At 66.6% G+C, this 21,318-nt stretch carries 18 protein-coding genes; 2 read left to right on the plus strand and 16 right to left on the minus strand.

Going from position 1 to position 21,318, the window contains the following annotated elements; all coding sequences use genetic code 11:
* Nucleotides 1–4: 4 nt before the first annotated feature.
* The 6 genes from KB874_RS02820 to KB874_RS02845 form a co-directional block, all read right to left on the minus strand.
* Complete coding sequence (locus KB874_RS02820) at nt 5–1,030, minus strand: cysteine synthase A (protein WP_212535016.1); 1,026 nt, start codon at nt 1,028–1,030, stop codon at nt 5–7.
* A 52-nt stretch (nt 1,031–1,082) separates the two neighbouring features.
* Complete coding sequence (locus KB874_RS02825) at nt 1,083–2,213, minus strand: NUDIX domain-containing protein (RefSeq protein ID WP_212535017.1); 1,131 nt, start codon at nt 2,211–2,213, stop codon at nt 1,083–1,085.
* Entirely contained in the window at nt 2,210–2,650 is a 441-nt protein-coding gene (locus KB874_RS02830) for a TrgA family protein (protein ID WP_212535018.1), read from the minus strand. The genes KB874_RS02825 and KB874_RS02830 overlap by 4 nt, the downstream gene beginning before the upstream one ends.
* 3 nt (nt 2,651–2,653) lie before the next feature.
* A complete protein-coding gene (locus tag KB874_RS02835) occupies nt 2,654–3,862 on the minus strand; it encodes an SAM-dependent methyltransferase (RefSeq protein WP_212535019.1) in 1,209 nt (402 codons plus the stop codon).
* An 88-nt stretch (nt 3,863–3,950) separates the two neighbouring features.
* On the minus strand, nt 3,951–5,372 hold the full coding sequence (locus KB874_RS02840; protein WP_212535020.1) for a cryptochrome/photolyase family protein: 1,422 nt from the start codon (nt 5,370–5,372) through the stop codon (nt 3,951–3,953).
* Nucleotides 5,373–5,531: 159 nt separating this feature from the next.
* Nucleotides 5,532–6,731 (minus strand): aminotransferase class V-fold PLP-dependent enzyme, encoded by a 1,200-nt coding sequence (locus tag KB874_RS02845; RefSeq protein WP_212535021.1) that lies wholly within the window; start codon nt 6,729–6,731, stop codon nt 5,532–5,534.
* Nucleotides 6,732–7,282: 551 nt separating this feature from the next.
* Between KB874_RS02845 and KB874_RS02850 the strand changes: the two genes are divergently transcribed.
* On the plus strand, nt 7,283–7,498 hold the full coding sequence (locus KB874_RS02850) for a hypothetical protein (RefSeq protein WP_212535022.1): 216 nt from the start codon (nt 7,283–7,285) through the stop codon (nt 7,496–7,498).
* Between the two features lie 26 nt (nt 7,499–7,524).
* Here KB874_RS02850 and acuI read toward each other — a convergent pair whose 3' ends face one another.
* The 6 genes from acuI to KB874_RS02880 all read right to left on the minus strand — a co-directional run bounded on the left by acuI (nt 7,525) and on the right by KB874_RS02880 (nt 13,394).
* Complete coding sequence (gene acuI / locus KB874_RS02855) at nt 7,525–8,517, minus strand: acryloyl-CoA reductase (RefSeq protein WP_212535023.1); 993 nt, start codon at nt 8,515–8,517, stop codon at nt 7,525–7,527.
* Nucleotides 8,518–8,592: 75 nt separating this feature from the next.
* Nucleotides 8,593–9,699: a dimethylsulfoniopropionate demethylase gene (locus KB874_RS02860; RefSeq protein WP_212535024.1), complete on the minus strand. Its 1,107-nt coding sequence runs from the start codon at nt 9,697–9,699 to the stop codon at nt 8,593–8,595.
* Nucleotides 9,700–9,742: 43 nt separating this feature from the next.
* Nucleotides 9,743–10,258, minus strand: coding sequence for a DinB family protein (locus KB874_RS02865; protein WP_212535025.1), 516 nt, complete (start codon nt 10,256–10,258; stop codon nt 9,743–9,745).
* On the minus strand, nt 10,255–10,962 hold the full coding sequence (locus KB874_RS02870) for a DUF1326 domain-containing protein (protein ID WP_212535026.1): 708 nt from the start codon (nt 10,960–10,962) through the stop codon (nt 10,255–10,257). The genes KB874_RS02865 and KB874_RS02870 overlap by 4 nt, the downstream gene beginning before the upstream one ends.
* Nucleotides 10,963–10,965: 3 nt before the next feature.
* Nucleotides 10,966–11,733 carry a DUF2182 domain-containing protein gene (locus KB874_RS02875; protein ID WP_212535027.1) on the minus strand — a complete coding sequence of 256 codons (768 nt, stop codon included), beginning with the start codon at nt 11,731–11,733 and terminating at the stop codon, nt 10,966–10,968.
* Nucleotides 11,730–13,394, minus strand: a complete 1,665-nt coding sequence (locus tag KB874_RS02880; RefSeq protein ID WP_212535028.1) for a thiamine pyrophosphate-dependent enzyme — start codon at nt 13,392–13,394, stop codon at nt 11,730–11,732. Before KB874_RS02880 ends, KB874_RS02875 begins: the two co-directional genes overlap by 4 nt.
* 281 nt (nt 13,395–13,675) lie before the next feature.
* Between KB874_RS02880 and KB874_RS02885 the strand changes: the two genes are divergently transcribed.
* Complete coding sequence (locus tag KB874_RS02885) at nt 13,676–15,967, plus strand: arginine/lysine/ornithine decarboxylase (protein WP_212535029.1); 2,292 nt, start codon at nt 13,676–13,678, stop codon at nt 15,965–15,967.
* A 104-nt stretch (nt 15,968–16,071) separates the two neighbouring features.
* Here the strand turns inward: KB874_RS02885 and katG are convergent, their stop codons facing one another.
* The 4 genes from katG to KB874_RS02905 form a co-directional block, all read right to left on the minus strand.
* Complete coding sequence (gene katG / locus KB874_RS02890) at nt 16,072–18,237, minus strand: catalase/peroxidase HPI (protein ID WP_212535030.1); 2,166 nt, start codon at nt 18,235–18,237, stop codon at nt 16,072–16,074.
* A 296-nt stretch (nt 18,238–18,533) separates the two neighbouring features.
* A complete protein-coding gene (locus KB874_RS02895) occupies nt 18,534–19,838 on the minus strand; it encodes a branched-chain amino acid ABC transporter permease (RefSeq protein WP_212535031.1) in 1,305 nt (434 codons plus the stop codon).
* Entirely contained in the window at nt 19,835–20,845 is a 1,011-nt protein-coding gene (locus tag KB874_RS02900; protein WP_212535313.1) for a branched-chain amino acid ABC transporter permease, read from the minus strand. Before KB874_RS02900 ends, KB874_RS02895 begins: the two co-directional genes overlap by 4 nt.
* A complete protein-coding gene (locus KB874_RS02905; protein WP_212535032.1) occupies nt 20,845–21,318 on the minus strand; it encodes a hypothetical protein in 474 nt (157 codons plus the stop codon). The genes KB874_RS02900 and KB874_RS02905 overlap by 1 nt, the downstream gene beginning before the upstream one ends.

Genomic DNA, 21,318 nt, shown 5'->3' on the forward strand with positions numbered 1-21,318 from the left:
GGGATCACCCCTCGAACACGCCCGGGATCGAGGCCGGCGCGCGGTCGAGCCAGCCGGGCACAGGCAGGCCCTTGGATTTCAGGAAATCGGGGTTCCACACCTTGGACTGGTAGCGGGTGCCATAGTCGCACAGGATGGTGACGATCGTGTGCCCCGGCCCCAGTTCCCGCGCCAGCCGGATCGCCCCGGCGACGTTCACGCCGGTCGAGCCACCCATGCAAAGGCCCTCGTCGGACAACAGGTCAAAGACAATCGGCAGCGCCTCGGCATCAGGGATGCGCCAGGCGAAATCCGGCGTAAAGCCTTCGAGGTTGGCGGTGATGCGGCCCTGGCCGATCCCCTCGGTGATCGAGTCGCCGGGATTGGGCTCTCCGGTATAGAGCTTGAACAGCCCTGCTCCCTCGGGATCGGCCAGCCCGATCTTGACGCCCTTGGGTTGCAGCGCCTCGGCCACCCCTGCGAGCGTCCCGCCCGAACCCACCGCACAGATGAAACCATCCACCTTTCCGCCGGTCTGTTCCCAGATCTCGGGGCCGGTGGTTTCCACATGCGCCTGGCGGTTCGCCACGTTGTCGAACTGGTTGGCCCAGATCGCGCCGTTCGGTTCCGTCTTTGCCAATTCCTCGGCAAGGCGGCCGGAATAGCGGACATAATTGTTGGGGTTGGAATAGGGCGCGGCCGGAACCTGCACCAACTCGGCCCCTGCCAGCCGCAGCATGTCCTTCTTTTCCTGGCTCTGCGTCTCGGGGATGACGATCACGGTCTTGAAGCCCATCGACGCGCCGACCAGGGCAAGCCCGATGCCGGTATTGCCCGCCGTGCCCTCGACGATGGTGCCGCCGGGCTTCAGCAGCCCCTTCGCCACAGCGTCGCGGATGATGAACAGCGCCGCGCGGTCCTTGACCGACTGGCCGGGATTCATGAACTCGGCCTTGCCGAGGATCTCGCAGCCCGTCATCTCGGAGGCCTTGCGCAGGCGGATGAGCGGGGTGTTCCCCACGGCGTCGGCAAGATCGCTGGCAACACGCATGATGCGTCCTTTCCTTCCTTTTGATCCGGTGTAGGCGCGGCGCGGGCCGAACTCAAGCCGATGCGCGGTGCCGGTCACGCCAGCGCGACAGCCACAGCAGCATCGAGGCCAGCGGGATCGCCGTCACCTCGCCGCTGTCGAGCAGCGCCATCGCATCGTCGAAAGGCAGGACATGGCTGAGGATGTCCTCGTGTTCCGCGTCCAGCCCGCCGAGCCCGCCCCTGACCTGCGACAGGTCGCAGAGCGCGAGAAAGCAGTGAAAGAACTCGGTCGAGTAACCGGGCGAGGCATAGCCTCGCATCATCGGGATCAGGTCGCCCAGCGCCAGCCCTGCCTCCTCCATCGCCTCGCGCCGGGCGGCATCGGCCGGTTCCTCGCCCGCATCGACCAGGCCCGCGACGGGCTCCAGCACCCAAGGGGCGGGATCGCCGCGCAGGATCGGGCCATAGCGCAACTGCTCGATCAGCAGCAGCCGGTCAGTGACAGGATCGTAGGGCAGCACCAGCGCCGCGTCGAAGGCGATGAAGCTTTCGCGCCGGACCATCGGGCTCCACTCGCCGTCAAAGCGGCGGTGGCGCACGTCGAAGACGCGCAGGCCGAAAAAGCCGTCATATCCGGCGCCCGGAACCGGCTCGACCTGAAGGGCATCCGGGTCGGGCGCCTTCCGCCGGGTCGCGGGCGCACCGCGCGCCGCGATCTGCCGCGCCCAGGCGCGCGACCGCAGGAACGGCAGCAGCGACATGACATGGGCCGAGTCCTGCACGCCATGGCGCGCCATCACGTCGCGCGCGGCACCCAGGGTGATCTCGCCCCAGCGCGCCGCCCAGTCGTCGAGCGACCAGGGCGCACCGGCCTGCCACAGCCCCTCCTGAGGAAAGAACACGCCCGCTGCGACCGCGCCATGCGCGGTCTGCACGCTCACCGCACGAGTCGCATAAGCAAAGCCGCCCTCGTAAAAGTTGAGCCGCGCGATGGCCGCGTCGGTGAGACCTTCGGCCAGCAGCCCCTCGGCCTCGGCGCCCGGTTCGGGCAGGATCATCGGAAAGGGCTGATCCGCCACCCAATGCACCGCGTGATCCGCAAGCAGAGCCGGAGTCAGCCGCAGGTCGGGCGCGCTGTCGCGCAGCACGATCTCGAGCAGCGGGCGGTAGCGCAGCGTGCCGTAGAAGAACAGCGCGCTCATCGCCAGCGTTTCGCCGCGATTTCCGTCAGAACGCCGGCGATGATGCCGCCGACCAGAAGCAGCGTGATCACCTTCAGGTCCAGCATCTGCCCGGCATAATCCGTCATGATCTGGAAGATCGCCACCAGCGCCTCGAACGGGCCGTCATAGCGGCGGCTCATGGCAAGATCGACCATCTCGTTCACGCCCTGGATGAACAGGCCCCAGAGTACCAGCGCGGCCATGCCGGTGAACCCGTTCGAGATCGCCGCCGACATGCCGCGCCCGGCGCGCTTGCCCATCACCACCCAGCCCAGGACAAAGCCCAGTGCCGCATTGACCAGCGAGAAAGCGCCAAAGTCGATGCTGGCGGGCAGGATGGTTTTGATGACCTCGGACACCGCGAAGCCGAGCGCCGCAAGGCACAAGGCAGCAACAAGTTTCGCGGCAGTGGGCATCGGTCAACCGGGCCTTGTAATCGTGATCTGTGTCACATCACAGTTACCGGAGTGGAAGGTCGCGGCGCAAGACGCAAGGTAAAAGTTCCACATCCGCCGGAACCGGTCGTCGAAACCCAGGCCGCGCACCTCTTCCCAGCGATCGTTGAACGTATCGTGCCAGCGCCGCAACGTCTGGCTGTAGCTTTCGCCGAACTCGATCGACCGCGCGACGCGCAGGCCGGCCTTTTCCACCTCCTGTCGCAGCACCACCGGACTGGGAAGCATGCCGCCTGGAAAGATGTATTTCTGGATGAAGTCAACACCGCGCTTGTAGACCTCCCAGCGGCGATGCTGGACGGTGATGATCTGAAGCGTCGCGTTGGCGCCGGGCTTCAGCCGTTCGCGCACCGTTTCGAAATAGACCGGCCAGTATTTCTCGCCGACCGCCTCGAACATCTCGATGCTGGCGATGCCGTCATACTGGCCGCGCTCGTCACGGTAGTCCTGCAGCTTGAACGTCACGAGGTCCGACAGGCCCGCCTTGGCAATGCGGTCCTGCGCATACTTGAACTGCTCCTGGCTGATCGTCAGGCCGGTCACCCGCAGCCCCCGCTCTTTTGCGGCATACTCCGCGAAGCCGCCCCAGCCGCAGCCGATTTCCAGCACATGGTCGCCGGGCTTGGCGCCCATCTGGTCGACCATGCTGGCGTACTTGGCGATCTGCGCCTTTTCCAGGCTTTCCTGCCCGCTTTCGAACAGGGCAGAGGAATAGGTCATCGTGTCGTCCAGCCACAGCCCGTAGAAATCGTTCCCAAGGTCATAGTGATAGCTGATGTTCTTCTTCGCCTGCCGCCGCGAATTCGATTGCAGCCAGAAGCGCAGCATCTCGTAGGCGCGCGCCAGCTTCATCCCCGGAAAGCCGTCATACAGCTCGTCATTGTCGGCATGAACCAGGTCCATGAAGGCCATCAGGTCCGGCGTCGACCACCAGCCATCCAGATAGGCCTCGCAGAAGCCGAGGTCGCCCTCGCGGATCAGCCGGCCGAAGATGTCTGCGTTATGGATGTCGAGCTCGGCCACGGGGCCGGCATTGCGCCCCTCGGCCCTGAAGCGCCTCCCGTCCGGCAGGACAAAGTCGAGCCGCCCCCGGTTCATCGCGCAAGCCGCGTCGAAAACCCGCGAAAAATATCTGGGAAGGCCGGTCTGGCCTTCTGTGCTGGTCAGGATCATGCAGTCCCCACTGTCCCGTCTGGCCAGACAGTCTAGAGTCATTGGCGGGTCTGACAAGCGTCCGCCGACCGAAAACCCCGTATGCGTGTCAGAAGCCACGGTTTTCATAGGCCGAAAGCGCCCTTTGCCGCCCCTCGTCCGCCGCGACGATCGGCTCGGGATAGCGGTCGGCGGGCGCCATGCCCCAGCTTTCGGGGATCGCCTCGAAATAGGCCAGCGCATCCTTGCCGGGGGTGCGCTGCCCCTCGGCGATCCAGCGGTCGACATAGGCGCGGCGGGGATCGAACTTGTCGCGCTGCGTGACCGGGTTGAAGACGCGGAAATAGGGCGTCGCATCGGGGCCGGATCCTGCCGACCATTGCCAGCCCATCGCGTTCGCCGCCGGATCCCAATCGATCAGGCAGTCCTCGAACCAGCGCAGGCCGATCTTCCAGTGGGTCAGCAGGTGCTTGGTCAGGTAACTGGCGACGATCATCCGGGCGCGGTTGTGCATCCGGCCGGTGACATACATTTCGCGCATCCCCGCATCGACGAAGCGGATACCGGTGCGCCCGCGCTGCCAGGCGATCACCTCGGGCCGGGTGTCATCGGTGTTCCACGGAAAGGCGTCCCAGTCCTCGCGCCAGTTGCCGGTCAGGATGCGCGGTGTGTGCCACATGAGGTGATAGGCGAACTCGCGCCAGACCAGCTCCTTGAGAAAGGTCTCGGCTCCGGGCTTACCCTCCTCCATGGCGCGGCGGCCCGCGTGCCAGCAGGTGGCCGGGCTGATCTCGCCCAGGCTCAGGTTCTCGGACAGGCAAGAGGTGCCATCGGTCCAGGGCAGGTCGCGCGCCTCGTCGTATTGCGCCACCTTCGACGCCATGAAGGCCCCGAGGCGCCCCTGCGCCGCCGCTTCGCCCAGCCGGACGAAGGGCTCCACCACTGCGGCGCCCCGCCGCATCGCCGCGCCAAGCCGCCAGTCCGCCAGCGCCTCGCTCTGCGGCCAGGCCTCGGGCGCGGGAATGCGCGATGGCGCCGGCAGCGGTTCGGCCACGTCGCGGCTGCGCACCGCCTTCCAGAAGGGCGTGTAGACCTTGTAGAACCCGCCCGTCTTGGTCTCGGTCGTCCAGGGTTCGAACAGCAGGTGCCCGGCAAGGGATTTCGTATCCACCCCCTGCCCCTTCAGCGCCTCCTTGACGCGCGTATCCCGGGCCACGCTGTCGGGGTCATAGGCCCGCATCCACCAGACCGCCCCCGCCCCTGTCTCCTTGACCAGCGCCTGCAAGACCTCCAGCGCGTCGCCCGAGCGCAGGATCAGCCGCGCGCCCTTCTGCTCCAGCGCCGTCGCGTGGTGGCCCAGCCCCAGACCCAGCCGCCATTTCGGCGCAGCGCCCAGCCCGTCCACCAGCACGTCGCGGACAAAGACCGGGATCACCGGCCGCCCGGTTTCGACCGCCGCATGCAGCGCGGCGTGATCGCTCAGCCGCAGGTCGCGGCGGAACCAGAGCAGGATGGGGGTCTTTTCGGTCACGTCTCGTCTCCCTTGCCGAGGCCGCAACCTAGCGCGCAAGCCCCGGGGTCAATGCCCGCGCCCTGCCCCTGTTTGGTTTCCGAATACCGTGGGGAGCCCCGCAGGGGCGGGCGTGAGGCCCGGGCCGCGCAAGGCGCAACCAGCGCACCGTTCCTGCCGTCACAGCACCGCGTCCAGCGCCTCGATCAGTTGCGCCACCTCTGCAGGGCTGGTGTAATGGGTGAAGGACAGGCGCAGCACGCCCTTCTCGAGGTCCACGCCCATCGCCTGCAAGGGCCGCAGCGCATAGAAATCGCCGCCACCCGCCATGATCCCGTGTGCCGCAAGCTCTGCCGCCACCGCTTCTGCCGGCCGGTTCAGCGCGAGGGCTATGGTGGGCGCGCGCCGCTCGGCCTCGACCGGGCCAATCACCCGGACAGAGTTCCGCCCCTGCACCGCCTCCAGCAGCGGGCGCAGCACCGCCTCCTCCTGCGCGCGCATCAGCCCGGCCACCTCACCGGGTGCTGTGCCGTGATGCGCGGCCAGCGCCTCGACGTAGTCGACCATCCCGGCACAGGCCGCGACCTGCGCATGATCCGGCCCCGCGGGCGTGAAGCGCTTGTACAGCGTGCCGCCGTTGAAATGGTGTCCCTGGTTCGGCAGCGCCTCGGCCAGCGCGCGGCGCACCACCATGATGCCCTGGTGCGGGCCATAGGTCTTGTAGGCCGAGAACAGGTAGATATCCGCCCCCAGCGCCCCCACGTCGGGAAAGCCATGCGGCGCATAGCTGACCCCGTCGACACAGACAAAGGCCCCCGCCGCATGGGCCAGCGCGGTGATCTCGGCCACCGGGTTGATCTCGCCCACCACGTTCGAGCAATGCGGAAAGCACACCAGCCGCACACCATCGTCCAGCAGCGCGGCCAGGCGCTCGGGGTCGAGATGCCCGGTCTCGGGATCGATCTTCCACTCTCGGATCACGATGCCATCGGCCTCCAGCCGCCGCCACGGGCCGGAATTGGCCTCGTGATCCTGGTTGGTGACGATGATGACCTCGCCCGGCTGCATCATCTGGCGAAAGGCCTGCGCCAGGACATAGGTATTCTGCGTGGTCGAGGGGCCGAAACTCAGTTCGTCCCGCGCCACGCCCAGCAGCGCGGCCAGCCGTGTCCGCGCCTCGTCCATTTCCTCGCCCGCCAGGCGAGAGACGGGATAGGGCGCATAGGGCTGCACCTTGCGCTCGCGGTAGAAGCGGGTCAGCCGGTCCACCACCTGCGCGCAAGGGTATGACCCGCCCGCATTCTCGAAAAAAGCCTGCCCCTGCAAGTCCGGCACCGAAAAGGCCGGAAACTGCGCCCGAACGAAATCGAGATCCAGCATGTATCCCCTCATTTTTGTCCGACAAGACAGCGCGGCGCGGTCGAGGTCAAGCGGCAGAAGAGGCGCGCCGGAACACGCCCTGATACCACCCAACCCTGCGATGCGCATCTGGTTTCGCCGCCCGGCCCTTGCGCGCGATGGCAAGGCTCGGAACCGGCAAGACAACCGGGCAAAAGGCGCGTCGGTCGACGGCAAGATGGAAAGACCGACCCTTTCCGACAGGTCGGCAGCAGGGTGGCGTCAAGGCCAGCCGCGACGCGCCGTTCTGCCGACGAGGCGCGTCGGGATGATGCCGGCGATTTCTTACCGCGCCCGGCCCAACGACGTGGCCCAGGAAACCGGGCGCCGTGCTGCAAGCCCGGTATCGCCCCCCTTTTCAGGACTGCCGACCCAAGGAACGTCTTGGTTTCGGACGCGCGCACCGCGCCCAACACCGTTCGCGGCCAGCGGCGCCGCCCGGCGTATCAGGCATCGGCGCGCCCGCCATATTGCCGCCCGAATTTCTGGTTAACCTTTTCGAAAGTCGAGCAAGCAACCAGCGGAACGCCCCCATGCGCACCGACGATGCCAGAACCCAGATGCGGCCCACGTTGCAGCAGCAGCGCGCCAACCTCTTTCGCATCTGGGCACAGACGGAAGATGGAGAGAAGCCGCGCGCACCTGTCTCGCGGCCTCCAAGGCCACAAGCCCGCGAGACGGTTACACCGCAGCTCGCCGCCGAATGGATCCTCGGCAACGCGCTCGCGGACACGTTCGTCTTTTCCTGACGAGCCCGCCCGCAGGCGGGCGCAGTTCAGGCGTTCACGTCGACCACGACGCGGCCGCGCACCTGGCCCTTGAGGATGTCCGCGCCCAGTTGCGGCAGGTCGGACAGAGTGGCGGGGTGGATCATCGCCTCGAGCCTGTCCATCGGCAGGTCCTTGGCGATGCGGCCCCAGGCGCGCACACGGTTCTCGTAGGGCTGCATGACGCTGTCGATGCCCAGCAGGTTCACGCCGCGCAGCAGGAAGGGAATGACCGTCGCGGGCAGGTTCGCGCCCCCCGCAAGGCCCACCGCCGCAACAGAGCCGCCGTATTTCACCTGACCCAGCACGCGTGCCAGCATCGGCCCGCCCACGGCGTCGACGCAGCCCGCCCAGGTCTCGGCCTCCAGCGGCCGTTTGACCGGCTCGGCGATCTCCTCGCGGGCGACGATGCGCGTGGCGCCCAGGCCCTTGAGATAGCCCTCCTGCTCGGGTCGCCCGGTGACACCCGCCACCTGGTAGCCCAGATGCGCCAGGATCGCGGTGGCGACCGATCCCACGCCGCCTGCGGCGCCCGTCACCAGAACCTCGCCCTTGTCGGGGCTCAACCCGTGATCCTCCAGCGCCATGACCGCCAGCATCGCGGTGAAACCGGCGGTGCCCACGGCCATCGCCGCCCGCGTGTCGAGCCCCTCGGGCAACGGCACCAGCCAGTCGGCCGACACCCGCGCCTTTTGCGCGTAGCCGCCCCAATGCACCTCGCCGACGCGCCAGCCGGTCAGCACGACCTTGTCGCCGGGCTTGTAGCGCGGATCGTCCGACGCCTCGACCGTCCCGGCGAAATCGATGCCCGGCACATGCGGATACTTGCGCACAAGGCCCCCGCCCGGCCCGATGCAGAGCCCGTCCTTGTAGTTCACGGTGGAGTATTCCACCGCCACGGTCACATTGCCCGCAGGCAGATCGTCAAGGCCGATCTGCTCGACCGATGCCGACGTCTTGCCGCTTTCCTCGCCCTTGCGGACCACCAGCGCGTTGAACATGTCAGTCTCCCTTCATCTTGCCAGAACAACGCCGGGGGTCCAGGGGGCGGGCCCCCGGGCGTCTCCACCCGGCTCTCAGACCCAGAAATTCTCGCGGACGCGAGCGGGCAGCCGCATGCCGTCCGGCGTCTCCACCCTCAGTGCCGTGCCCGCCTCCCAATGCGTCATGCGCACCATGCCGATCGCCACGCCGCAGCCGAAATCCGGCGACACCGCCGCGCTCGACACGCGCCCCACAATGCGGTCGCCGTCCAGCAGCCGCCAGTGCCGGTCGCAAGGCGGCAGGCTGTCGGCCTCGATCTCGATGGCGCGGACCTGGCGCACCGGCCCCTCCTGCGCGACCCGCAGCAGCGCGTCGCGCCCGACGCAGCCGATCGCGGTCGCCGTGTTGCAGAACTTGCCCAACCCGCATTCATGCGGCGTGTTCGAGCGGTCCATGTCGTTGCCGTAACTCAGCAGCCCGCCCTCGATCCGCTCGATCAGGTTGGGGCAGCCTGCACGCACGTCAAGGTCGCGGCCCGCCTCGAACAGCGCATTCCAAAGCGGCATGCCGATGTCCCCGCCCTCGACATAGATCTCGAAGCCGCCCTGCTTGGAATAGCCTGAGCGCGCCACCAGCATGTCGCGGCCCTGGAACCGGAACCAGCCGAAGCGGAAGAAGCGCACGGCGCGCACCGAATCGCCAAAGACCCGCGCCATCAGCTCGTCCGCTTGCGGCCCCTGCACCGCCAGGGGAGAGACGTCTGGCTCGTCCACCAGCACGTCCAGCCGGTAGCCATAGGCGATCCCCTTGATCCAGTGCAGCAGGTCGCTGTCGGCCAGCGAGACCCACCAGCGGTCCTCGGCCAGCTTGACCAGGACCGGGTCGTTCAGCATGCCGCCGGTCTCGTCAACCACGGGCATATAGTAGCATTGGCCCGGCAACATGCCGCGCAGGTCGCGCGGGGTCAGCATCTGGACCAGGCGGGCGGAATCGGGCCCGCGCACCTCGACCTGCCGTTCGCAGGCCACGTCCCAGACCTGCACGGCCGTCTTGAGATGGCGGTAATCCTCGACCACCGAGGCGAACATGGTGGGCAGAAGCATGTGGTTGTAAACCGTGTAGCCCTTGACCCCGGCAGCCTCGACGCCTTCGGAAAAGGGCGTGCGCCGCAGGCGCCGCGACGGTGCGATCATGGCCATGTCGACGTCTCCCCCAAGGCCGGCCTGCGGGTGCCGGGTCGCTTCACAGCCACGGCCCTTCGTCCGGCAGCACGAACAGATCGCTGACCGGGGCCTCGGCCCCGGCAGCGGTCAGCATCGCGTGGATCTGCCCGCGGTGATGGGTCTGGTGGTTGAACATGTGCGTCACGCAAAGACCCACGGGCTTGACCATCTCGCGACCGGTGACGCCGGACTGCCAGCGCAGCGGCCCGGCCAGGTCGACCTGTTTCAACCCGTCGGCCCAGCGCAGAAGTGCACTGTCGACGCGGAACCGCTCCAGCGCCCAATCCTCGCGCGAGGTTGTCAGGCCGACGCTCTCGGCGATGCTGCCGACCGGCGGCTCGCCTCCGGTGAACCGTGACAGCCAGATCCGGTCGCCCCACAGCAGGTGGTTCGCCGTGGCCAGGATCGAGCCGAAGAACGCCCCCCGGTCGCGCGTCAGGTCTTCCGGCGAAAGCGCCTCGAAGGCGGCTTTGACCTGCCGGTTCTGCCACGCGTTGTAGCGCGCCATGGTCACGCAATAGCGCGGTGTGATCATCCCGCGGCGCCCTTCCAGTCGATGGCGCAGATCTCGCCCGACTTGCCCGACAGGTCCCAAACCCGGCCATAGTCTCGCACCTTGGACTTGCCCGCCTGCGCCACGATCACATCCGGCCCCATCCAGTATTTTGTGTTCGACACCATCACCGGATGATCCTTTGAGGCGCCACCGATCATCTCGATCTCTCCCTGGATCTTGCGCCCGATGTAAAGCCCGCGCTTGCGACCGTCGCGGACGATCTCGACCTTCTCGCGTTCATGCCCGATGATGGTGCTGACGAGCATGGTGAACAGGCCGGTGGTGCCGCCCGCCTCGCCCGAGAGGATCTTGAGCAGACCGTTGTAGGCTCCGGGCGTCGCGCTGTCATCGATATAGACGGCCACGCGCCAGTCGCCCTCGGCCATCTTGCCGGGGATCTCGACCATCAGGCCCACGTTGACGCCGGTGAGGTCATGGTTCTCGTAATGGCCCTCGTCGATGGCGATGGCCATCCAGGCCTTGCAGGTGCCGTCTGTCGGGTCGTGCTTGCCCAGGCTGACGACGCAGGGGCAGAACACCGTGCAAGAGCAGTTGAGGAACAGTTCGCCCTTGATCGCCCAGTCGGTGGGGCGCATCTGGCGCCGCTTGGGGTTCGGCATCCGCTGGTCGATCCGCTGGCTGACCGGCAGGCGATCCGCGTCCGGCTTGCGTTCAAGTCCCATTTCTCATCCTCCCGTAAAGCCTTGCAGCGCGACCCACGCTCCGCTGGCCACCAGAACGCCCCCGGCGGGCCGGGTCAAGACCCGCCCGACCTGCGGCAGTTTTTCCAGCACCATGAACAGCGTGGCGAGCCCCATCCACGCCAGGTTCATCACCCCGCCGACAAAGCCCAGCGCCATGATCGCCCAGCAGCAGCCGACGCAGAGCGCGCCCAGTTCCAGCCCCATGCGAACCGCGCCACGCGTGCCTGGCCGATAACGCCCGATGAAGAAGGACATCGGCGACAGGCAAGCGCTTTGGCACGAATCCTTGTACTGGCTGAACTGGTAGAGCCCGGCGATCACCAGCAACCCGCCCTGCACCGCCGCCAGTGTCACCGCGCCCGAGGCGTCGAGCCAGCCCAGTGCCGACAGCCCCACCTGCGCGCCGGCGGCCAGAACGGCAAAGCCCCCCCATATGGCCAGGTATCCGCCGATCAGCCCTGCCATGCCGTGTGTGTCGGCCACCGGAAGGCGCTGATAGGTGCGCAGCACAGGCAACATCGTGGGCAGCATCATCGCCGCCCCCATCGCGGCCCACATCGCCCAGACCGCCGCGAACCCCGCGACCGAGGCCCCCGGCCCGGTACACAGCGCCGCCAGCGTTTCGGCCCAGAGGCCGGGCCGTCCCAGCCAGTCCACATCCGCCGCCCGCGCCATCAGGTAAAGCCAGCCCCACGCGGCGAGAATCGCCGCGAAGAACCCCAGCCAGAGCGCGTCGCGGGCGCGGATCATGCCTGTTTCGCCAGCGCCGCCTCGCGCATGGCGCTCAGCGTCACGCGCGGGGTCAGCGCCTCGGCCGACACGTTGAGGTCCAGCACCGCCCCGGTCTTCGATGCCAGCGCGCGGGCAAAGGCCGCGGCGAAATCCTCGGTGCGCTCGACCCGCTCGCCATGAAAGCCATAGGCGCGGGCCAGCATCGCGAAATCCGGGCTGACCATGTCGGTGCCCGACACGCGGGCGGGATAATGCCGCTCCTGGTGGGCGCGGATCGTTCCATAGGTGCCGTTGTTGACGATCAGGATGACCGGTTGGGCCCCCGCCTGCGCAGCGGTCGCCAGTTCCTGCCCGGTCATCTGGAAATCGCCGTCGCCCGCGATGCAGACCACGGCCCGCCCCGGATGCGCGACCTTTGCCGCCACCGCCGCCGGCACGCCGTATCCCATCGCCCCCGATTGCGGCGCAAGCAGCCGGTGGCGCGCGCCGTATTTGAAGAAATACCCGGGCCATACCGCGAAATTCCCTGCGCCATTGGTCAGGATCGCATCCTCGGGCAGAACCTCTTGCAGATGGGCGATGACCTTGCCCATGTCCACCGGCGACGGCTGATCCGGCAGGGCAAAGCCCGCCTCGAACGCCGCCCGCGCCGTAGCCCGCCAGCCGGCCCAGCCGCCCGAGACGGGCGCGGCCGCCAGCGCCTGCGCCATGGCGGAAGGGTCGGCATGAATGCCAAGCTCGGGCACATAGACCTTGCCCAGTTCGTCGTCCGAGCCGTGCACATGGATCAGCCGCTGTTTCGGCTGCGGCACGTCGAGCAGGGTATAGCCATCGGTCGAATTCTCGCCGAAGCGCACGTTGATCCCCAGGATCACGTCGGCCTCGGCGATCAGCCGTTTTGTCGAGGGCCACATCCCCACCCCGGCATGGCCGCAGAAGGACTGCGAATCGTTGTCGAACTGATCCTGGTAGCGGAACACGGCCACCGCCGGAATGTCGCTTTCCTCGGCAAAGCTTTGCAGGGCGGCGCGGCCCTCTGGTGTCCAGTTGCTGCCGCCCAGGAAGATCAGCGGGCGTTCCGCCCCGGCCAGCAGTGCGCGCGCCTCGGCCAGCGCCGTTGTCGAGGGCGCTGCGGGAACGATCCTCGCCGGGCCACGCAGCGGCGCCGCGTCGGTGCTGTCGGTCAGCATGTCCTCGGGCAGCGCGATGACCACCGGGCCGGGCCGGCCCGTGGTGGCGACGGTCCAGGCGCGGGCGAGGATTTCGGGGATGCGCTCCACCCGGTCAATCTCGGCGGCCCATTTCGCCATCGTGCCGAAGACGGCGCGGTAATCCAGTTCCTGGAAGGCCTCGCGCCCCTTCATGTCGGTGCCCACCTGGCCCACGAACAGGATCATCGGCGAAGAATCCTGCATCGCCGTATGCACCCCGATCGAGGCATTCGTCGCCCCCGGGCCCCGCGTCACGAAGCAGATCCCCGGCGCGCCGGTCAGCTTGCCCCAGGCCGCAGCCATGAAAGCCGCGCCGCCCTCCTGCCGGCACAGCACGAAATCCAGCCGTCCGCGCGTGTCATGCAGCGCATCCAGCACGGCCAGGTAACTTTCCCCCGGCACGCCGAAGGACTTCGTTGCCCCCTGCGCCACCAGGCAGTCGACCAGCAACTGTCCGCCGTTCCGCATCCCGTTCTCCCCGTTTTTCCAAGGCGTAGCGCAGGTAGACCCCGAACCGAAAGACCCGAATTGCGCAAAACCGCCGCCAGACCGCCGCCCGCCGCCCGCGCAGCAGGGGCCATTCCCCGGCTGTCGGTGGACGGTTCGGGCCCGCCCCGTTACCCCCCGCGCGGCCTGCCGGAGAGGAAACGGGACTGCGTGGGATCCTGCCGGGGACAGGAACGACCCTTGCTGCTCCCTGCCGTGTCGTTATGAAAAGGGAAAGCCGTGCTCAACCCGAGGAGACGTTCATGAAGTTCCGCTTTCCCGTCATCATCATCGATGAGGATTTCCGTTCGGACAACACGTCTGGCCTCGGCATCCGCGCCCTCGCCCAGGCAATCGAGGCCGAAGGCTTCGAGGTGCTGGGCGCAACAAGCTACGGCGACCTGTCTCAATTCGCCCAGCAGCAGAGCCGCGCCTCGGCCTTCGTGCTGTCGATCGACGACGAGGAATTCACCCCGGGGCCCGACCTCGATCCCGCCGTGCTGAACCTGCGCACCTTCATCGAGGAGGTGCGCTGGAAGAACGCCGACGTGCCGATCTACGTCTATGGCGAGACCAAGACCTCGCGCCATCTGCCCAACGATGTCCTGCGCGAGCTGCACGGGTTCATCCACATGTTCGAGGACACGCCGGAATTCGTGGCCCGCCACGTCATCCGCGAGGCCAAGACGTATCTCGAAGGCATCCAGCCGCCCTTCTTCAAGGCGTTGCTCGATTACGCGGAGGACGGGTCCTATTCCTGGCATTGCCCCGGCCATTCCGGCGGCGTGGCGTTCCTGAAATCGCCCATCGGTCAGATGTATCACCAGTTCTACGGCGAGAACATGCTGCGCGCCGATGTCTGCAACTCGGTCGAGGAACTGGGCCAGCTGCTGGATCACAACGGCGCCATCGGCGCGTCGGAACGCAACGCGGCGCGGATCTTCAACGCCGATCACTGCTTTTTCGTCACCAACGGCACCTCGACCTCGAACAAGATGGTCTGGCATCACACGGTCGCGCCCGGCGATGTCGTCGTGGTCGACCGCAACTGCCACAAGTCGATCCTGCATTCGATCATCATGACCGGCGCCATCCCGGTCTTCATGCGGCCGACGCGCAACCACTGGGGCATCATCGGCCCGATCCCGCGATCCGAATTCGAGCCCGAGCAGATCAAGGCCAAGATCCGGGCCAACCCGCTGCTCGAGGGGGTCGATGCCGACACGGTCAAGCCGCGCATCATGTCGCTGACGCAATCGACCTATGACGGGGTTCTCTACAACACCGAAGAGGTCAAGAGCCTGCTGGACGGCTATGTCGACAACCTGCATTTCGACGAGGCCTGGCTGCCACATGCCGCCTTCCACCCGTTCTACGGCACCTATCACGCGATGGGGCGCAAGCGGCCGCGCACGAAGCATTCCGTCACCTACTCGACCCAGTCCCTGCACAAGCTGCTTGCCGGCATCAGCCAGGCGAGCCACGTGCTGGTGCAGAACTCGGAGACGACGCCGCTGGACCCGCAGCTGTTCAACGAAGCCTACCTGATGCACACCTCGACTTCGCCGCAATACTCGATCATCGCGTCCTGCGACGTCGCCGCCGCGATGATGGAGCCGCCGGGCGGAACCGCCCTCGTCGAGGAAAGCCTGGTCGAGGCGCTCGATTTCCGCCGCGCAATGCGCAAGGTCGACGAGGAATTCGGCAATGACTGGTGGTTCCAGGTCTGGGGGCCGGATGCGCTGGCCGAGGAAGGGATCGGCCGCGCCAAGGATTGGGAACTCAAGAAGACCGACAGCGAGGGCGTCGAAAGCTCGGGCGCGGATGCCTGGCACGGCTTTGGCGACATGGCGCGCGGCTTCAACATGCTGGATCCGATCAAGGCCACGATCATCACCCCCGGGTTGAACATCGACGGCCGGTTCGAGGAAAACGGCATCCCGGCTTCGATCGTCTCGAAATACCTGACCGAACATGGTGTCGTGGTGGAAAAGACCGGGCTTTACAGCTTTTTCATCATGTTCACCATCGGCATCACAAAGGGCCGGTGGAACACGCTGCTGGCCGCATTGCAGCAGTTCAAGGACGACTACGACAGGAACCAGCCGCTGTGGCGGGTCATGCCGGAGTTCTGCGCCAAGCAGCCGCGCTATGAAAGCATGGGGCTGGGCGACCTCTGCCAGCACGTGCATGCGCTTTACGCGAAACACGACGTCGCGCGCCTGTCGACCGAGATCTACCTCACCGACCATCACCCGGCGATGACGCCGACCGAGGCCTTTTCCCATATCGCGCGGCGCAAGACGGAACGGGTGGCCATCGACGATCTCGAGGGCCGCGTGACGACCAGCCTTGTCACCCCCTACCCGCCGGGCATTCCGCTGCTGATCCCGGGCGAGGTCTTCAACGGAAAAATCGTCGAATACCTCAAGTTCAATCGCGAATTCTCTCTCCAGTGCCCGGGGTTCGAGACGGATATTCACGGTCTGGTGCAGGAGAAGGATGCATCCGGAACCGTGCGTTACTTCGCCGATTGCGTGGCAGAGACGGCCTGACCACAACAGTCGCACGGCTGCCGCGCAATGGCACGGCAGCCGTCGCGGAAAAGAAAAGGCGCGGCCCCCGAGGGGACCGCGCCATGTGCCGGATGGGCGGTGGATCACTTCACGTCGAAGCGGTCCGCCTCCATGACCTTGGTCCAGGCCGCCACGAAATCCTTCACGAATTTCTCCGGCGCGTCGTCCTGGGCATAGACCTCGGCATAGGACCGCAGGATTGAGTTCGAGCCGAACACCAGGTCCACGCGGGTCGCCGTCCACTTGACCGCGTCGGCCTTGCGGTCGCGGATCTCGTAGGTTCCGTCGCCCTTGGGCACCCACTTGTAGGCCATGTCGGTCAGGTTGACGAAGAAGTCGGTCGTCAGCGCGCCCGCCCGGTCGGTAAAGACGCCATGCGCCGTGCCGCCGTGGTTGGTGCCCAGCGCCCGCATGCCGCCGATGAGGCAGGTCATCTCGGGGCCGGTCAGGCCCATCAGCTGCGCACGATCCAGCAGCATTTCCTCGGGCGTGACGACGTAGTCTTTCTTGACGTAGTTGCGGAACCCGTCTGCCAGCGGCTCCAGCACCGCAAAGCTGTCGGCATCCGTCATCTCGTCGGTCGCATCGCCACGGCCAGGCGTGAAGGGCACGGTCATGTCGAACCCGGCGGCCTTGATCGCCTGTTCCAGGCCGACATTGCCGGCCAGCACGATCACGTCCGCGATGGACGCGCCGGTCTCGGCCGCGATGGGTTCCAGCACCGACAGGACCTTCTTCAGGCGGGCGGGCTCGTTGCCCTCCCAGTCCTTCTGCGGGGCAAGGCGGATGCGCGCGCCATTGGCACCGCCGCGCAGGTCGGACTGGCGGAAGGTGCGGGCGCTGTCCCACGCGGTCGAAACCATCTCGGAGACCGACAGGCCGCTGGCCGCGATCTTCGCCTTCACCGCGTCCACGTCATACGAGGTCGAACCAGCGGGGATCGGATCCTGCCAGATCAGGTCCTCGGCCGGCGCATCCGGTCCGATATAGCGGTTGCGCGGGCCCAGGTCGCGGTGGGTCAGCTTGAACCAGGCGCGGCCAAAGCAATCGTCGAAATAGGCCGGGTCGGCCATGAATTTCTGGCAGATCGCATTATAGGCCGGGTCCATCTTCATCGCCATGTCGGCGTCGGTCATCATCGGCATGACACGCTTGGTCGGATCGGTGGGATCGACCGGCATATGCTCTTCCTTGATGCCGATCGGCCGCCACTGGTTGGCACCGGCGGGCGACTTGGTCAGTTCCCAGTCATAGCCGAAGAGCAACTCGAAATAGCCCATGTCCCACTTGGTCGGGTTGGTCGTCCAGGCGCCCTCGATGCCCGAGGTGATCGCGTTCGACGCCTTGCCGCCCATGTTCGGGTTCATCCAGCCAAAGCCCTGGTTCTCGATCGGGGCGCCTTCGGGCTCTGCCCCCAGCGCACCGGCATCGCCGTTGCCATGCGCCTTGCCGACGGTGTGTCCGCCGCAGGTCAGCGCCGCGGTTTCCTCGTCGTTCATCGCCATCCGGGCAAAGGTCTCGCGCACCTGGGCCGCGGTCTTGAGCGGGTCGGGCTTGCCGTTCACGCCTTCCGGGTTGACGTAGATCAGGCCCATGTGCACGGCGGCCAGCGGGTTTTCCAGCGTCGAGGGATCGTCGAGATCCTCGTAGCGGTTCTCGCTCGGGGCCAGCCACTCGCGCTCGGCACCCCAGTAGACGTCCTTCTCGGGATGCCAGATGTCCTCGCGGCCAAAGGAGAAGCCGTAGGTCTTCAGGCCCATCGATTCATAGGCCATGTTGCCGGCAAGCAGGATCAGGTCGGCCCAGCTGAGCTTGTTGCCGTACTTTTTCTTGACCGGCCACAGCAGGCGGCGGGCCTTGTCGAGGTTGCCGTTGTCAGGCCAGCTGTTGAGCGGGGCAAAGCGGATGTTGCCCGCGCCGCCGCCGCCACGGCCATCGGCCAGGCGGTAGGAGCCGGCCGAATGCCACGCCAGGCGGATCATCAGGCCGCCGTAATGGCCCCAGTCGGCCGGCCACCAGTCCTGGCTATCGGTCATCAGCGCCTTGACGTCGGCCTTCACGGCCTCGAAATCCAGCGACTTGACCGCGTCGCGATAGCTGAACTCCTTGCCCAGCGGAGTCACCTTGCTGTCATGCTGGTGCAGGATGTCGAGGTTCAGCGTCGCCGGCCACCAATGCACGACCGAAGTGCCGACCTCGGTATTCCCGCCATGCATCACCGGGCACTTGCCGATATCGTTTCCGTCCATGGGTCTCTCCCTTTGTTTGCAAGCCTGTCAGGCGGCAAAGGCGCCACACCCAGCACCCGCGCGACTCATGTCGCGCCGCGCCGCCCTGAAAGTGGAATCGTTCTAACAGAGGGAAGGCATTTGTATAAGTTGCATTTTCGGATGCAGTTCATAACCAAATCCTATCAATGGCACAGGCCCGCGCGGGATGGCGGGCGGGGCGATGTCCGCGCAGCGGACGAGCGGCGTCCGACACCCCGTACACGGAGAAGGGGCGCCGAAGCGCCCCTCCCCTGACCCGTCCCAAGGGACCGGTCTCATTTCTCGGGGATCAGCCCGCGAGGCGAAAAGCGCAACACCAGCAGAAGCACGATCCCCATGGTCAGCAGCCGCATATGCGCCACGCTGTCCAGCAGGTGCGCCTTGAGCGCCGATCCATCCGCCATGCCCGCCGTGATCCCCTGCATCAGCAGCGCGCCCAGCGGCTCCACCTGCACCCAGAGGAACCAGATCAGGAACCCGCCCAGCACCGCGCCCAGGTTGCTGCCCGACCCGCCGACGATCACCATCACCCAGACCAGGAAGGTAAAGCGCAGCGGCTGGTAGCTCGACGGGGTCAGCTGGCCGTCCAGCGTGGTCATCATCGCGCCCGCCAGCCCGCAGATCGCCGAGCCCAGCACAAAGACCTGAAGATGCCGGCGCGTCACGTCCTTGCCCATCGCCCGCGCCGCGGTCTCGTTGTCGCGAATGGCGCGCATCATGCGCCCCCAGGGGCTTTTCAGCGCCAGTTGCAGAGCGACGAAGATCACCACCAGCACGATGGCGAAGAGCACACCATACTGCGTCTTGACCCAGAGCCCCGAGGCGGTGACCGCGTCCAGCCCCAGCCCCGCCGCCTGCTCGACGAAGGCCGGGTCGTTCTGGAGGTCGACCTCGTAGGGCACCGGCCGAGGCAGGCCGATCACGTTCTTCACGCCCCGCGACAACCAGTCCTCGTTCTTCATCACGGCGATGATGATCTCGGAGATCCCCAGCGTCGCGATGGCGAGATAGTCAGACCGCAGTCCCAGCGCCGTCTTGCCGATCACCCAGGCCCCGCCCGCGGCCAGCAGGCCGCCAACCGGCCAGGCCAGCAGCACCGGCAGGCCCAGCCCGCCCAGGTAACCCGTCAGCGCCGGGTCCACCGCCTCGACCGCCTGCACGCCACTGTCGAACACCGCGCGAAAGGCGAAGAAGCCCACCAGGCCCAGCGCCAACAAGGCCAGCCCCCGCGCCCGCCCCGGCGACATCCGCTGCCACAGAAGGATCGCCCCCGCGATGGTCGCAGCCCCCAGCACCAGCCCGGCAAGAATGCCCAAGCCCCCCGCCTGCCAGGCCGCGCCCACCGGCGGCATCGAGACCAGCACCACCGCCAGGCCGCCCAGCGCGACAAAGCCCATGACGCCCACGTTGAACAGGCCCGCAAAGCCCCATTGCAGGTTCACGCCCAGCGCCATGATCGCGCTGATCAGGCCGAAATTCAGGATCACCAGCGCCGTGTTCCAGCTTTGCAGCATGCCCGTCCCGACGATCAGAGCTGCTACCAGCGCAAACAGCCCCGCGTTTCTCAACCCGTCGCTCATACCGCCTTCCCCTTGAACAGACCCGTGGGCTTGAACAGCAGCACCACGACGAGGATCATGAAACTGACCGCGAACTTGTACTCGGTCGACATGAGCTGCATCAGCCCCTCGGGCGCCAGCGCCTCGGGCAACGCGTATTCCAGCACCTTCTTCCAGGCATAGGTGACCGTCACCTCGGAAAACGCGATGATGAAACCGCCTGCGATCGCGCCCAGCGGGCTGCCCAGGCCACCGACGATGGCCGCCGCGAAGATCGGCAGCAGCAGCTGGAAATAGGTGAAGGGCTTGAAGCTCTTGTCGAGCCCGTAGAGCGTGCCCGCGATGGTCGCCAGCGCCGCCACCAGCAGCCAGGTCACCGCCACCACCTTTTCCGGGTTGATGCCGGACAGCAGCGCCAGGTCCTCATTGTCGGAAAAGGCGCGCATCGACTTGCCGGTGCGGGTCCGGTTCAGGAACCAGAACAGCGCCGCCACCACGATCACCGCCGTCACCACGGTCAGCGCCTGCGTGCTTCGGATGCCAAAGCCCTCGTCCAACCCGCTCCAGTCGCGGAACTCGCGCACGGTGAACAGGAACCGCGCCCCGTCGGCGAAATTCTGATCGTCCGGCCCGATGATGAAGCGCGTGATGCCGTTGTAGATGAACATGACGCCCATCGAGACGATCACAAGGATCACCGGTTTCGCCTTCTGCGTCCGGTAGAAACGATAGACCACCCGGTCCGTCCCCAGCATCAGCGCCGCCGCCGCCGCGATGCCGAAGGGCAGCGCCAGCAGCGCCGTCGGCACCGGGCCCAAGCTGATCCCCAAGGACTGGAACCACCAGGTGAACAGGATCACGGCGGTCGTGCCCAGCGCCATCCCGTCGCCATGAGCAAAGTTGGAGAACCGCAGGATGCCATAGACCAGCGTAACCCCCAGCGCCCCAAGCGCCAGCTGGCTGCCATAGGTCAGCGCCGGGACGATGACGAAATTCATCAGCACCATCAGTGCGTTAAGAAGCTCCATCATTTCGCCTCCAGGGATTCGGCCTCGATGGCGCAGGTGCCTTCTGAACTGAAGGCCCGCATCCCGCCGTAGATGATGTCATGGGTTGTAACCGCGATCTCGCCGCTCGACCGGATCGAGACAAATCCCGGCCCAAAGCCTTCGACCCAGCCGCCATAGCGGCTTTCCGCTGTTTCCCCTCCGGTGAATTTCGCGGTTGCGGGGCTGTACCAGAAATGCACGCTAGACTGCGCGCCATCGGCAAAGCCGTGAATGATCGACAGACCTTTTCCGTTGCCGTTGGGCCAAGTCAGGCGCGCAAGACACGCATCCCTGTTCCAGACGATGCTGAACCGCCCTTCGCTCGCGGTCTGCCCCTCCTCCGCGCAATCGAAATGCCACACCTGAGCCTGGTTGAAGTCCTGTGCGGCGACCGCCTGCGGTCCCAGTGCCGCCGCGAAAAGGCAGGCCGACAGTCTCGTTCGATATGACAC

This window comes from Thetidibacter halocola (assembly GCF_018224955.1).
GTDB lineage: Bacteria > Pseudomonadota > Alphaproteobacteria > Rhodobacterales > Rhodobacteraceae > Thetidibacter > Thetidibacter halocola.